The sequence below is a fragment of the Comamonas sp. w2-DMI genome (genome assembly GCF_040187735.1).
GTDB lineage: Bacteria > Pseudomonadota > Gammaproteobacteria > Burkholderiales > Burkholderiaceae_C > Comamonas > Comamonas terrae.
The window spans coordinates 1-1,065 of record NZ_JBANEL010000083.1; the positions used below are offsets into that span (position 1 = coordinate 1).

A 1,065-nucleotide genomic window follows, 5' to 3' on the forward strand; every position below is an offset into this window, starting at 1 on the left:
CTGTCAGGCCGTCAGGTCCACCAGCGAACGCGCGATCACCTTGGTGGCGCGGCGCAGATCCTCCAGCACCAGGCGCTCGTCGGAGCGCTTGGCGTGCGACTCCAGCACCGTGCGGGGGCCGGCGCCGTAGATCACGCCGGGAATGCCGCGCTCCACGTACAGGCGCACGTCGGTGTACAGCGGCGTGCCCACGGCCGGGGGCGTTTCGCCGAACACGGCTTGGGCATGCTGCTGGATGGCGTCCACCAGCGGCTTGTTGCCGGGCAGGGGCGTCATGGCGTTGGCCAGCAGCAGGCGCTTGATGTCCACGCGCACGGCGTCCTCGCCGGTATAGCCGCCCTTGGTATTGAAGCCTTCGATAGCCTGGGCGATCACGGCGCGGATGCTGGCCTCGACCTCGGCCGGATTCTCTTCGGGAATCATGCGGCGGTCGATCTTGAGCACCACCTTGCCGGGCACCACGTTGGTGTTGGTGCCGCCGTCGATGCGGCCGATGTTCAGGTAGGGATGCTTGATGCCGGGCACCTTGGAGGTGACCTGCTGGTACTTGACGTTCTCGGCGTACAGCGCGTTCATCAGCGCCACGGCCGCCTGCAGCGCGTCCACGCCCGTGTGGGGCACGGCGGCGTGGGCCATCTTGCCGTGCACGGTGATTTCCATCTGCAGGCAGCCGTTGTGGGCCGTCACCACTTCATAGCTGAAGCCGGCCGCGATCATCAGGTCGGGCTTGGTCAGGCCCTTTTCCAGCAGCCAGCCCGGGCCCATGAGGCCGCCGAACTCTTCGTCGTAGGTGTAGTGCAGCTCCACCGCGCCCTTGGTGGGCCTGGCCACGGCTTCCAGGGCGCGCACGGCATAGGTGAAGCTGGCGAAATCGCTCTTGCTCACGGCGGCGGCGCGGCCATAGAGCTTGCCGTCCTCGATCTCGGCGCCATAGGGGTCCTTGGTCCAGCCCTCGCCCGGGGGCACCACGTCGCCGTGGGCATTGAGGGCAATGGTGCGGCCGCCGTCGCCGTACTGGCGGCGCACGATCAGGTTGGTGATGGACTGCATGCCATAGGCCTTGAC

General features: G+C 67.7%; 1 protein-coding gene. It reads right to left on the reverse strand.

Going from position 1 to position 1,065, the window contains the following annotated elements:
• Positions 1–3 precede the first annotated feature (3 nt).
• Positions 4–1,065: M20/M25/M40 family metallo-hydrolase (locus V8Z74_RS26180; protein ID WP_349712316.1), on the reverse strand; the 1,062-nt coding region annotated here is incomplete at its 5' end.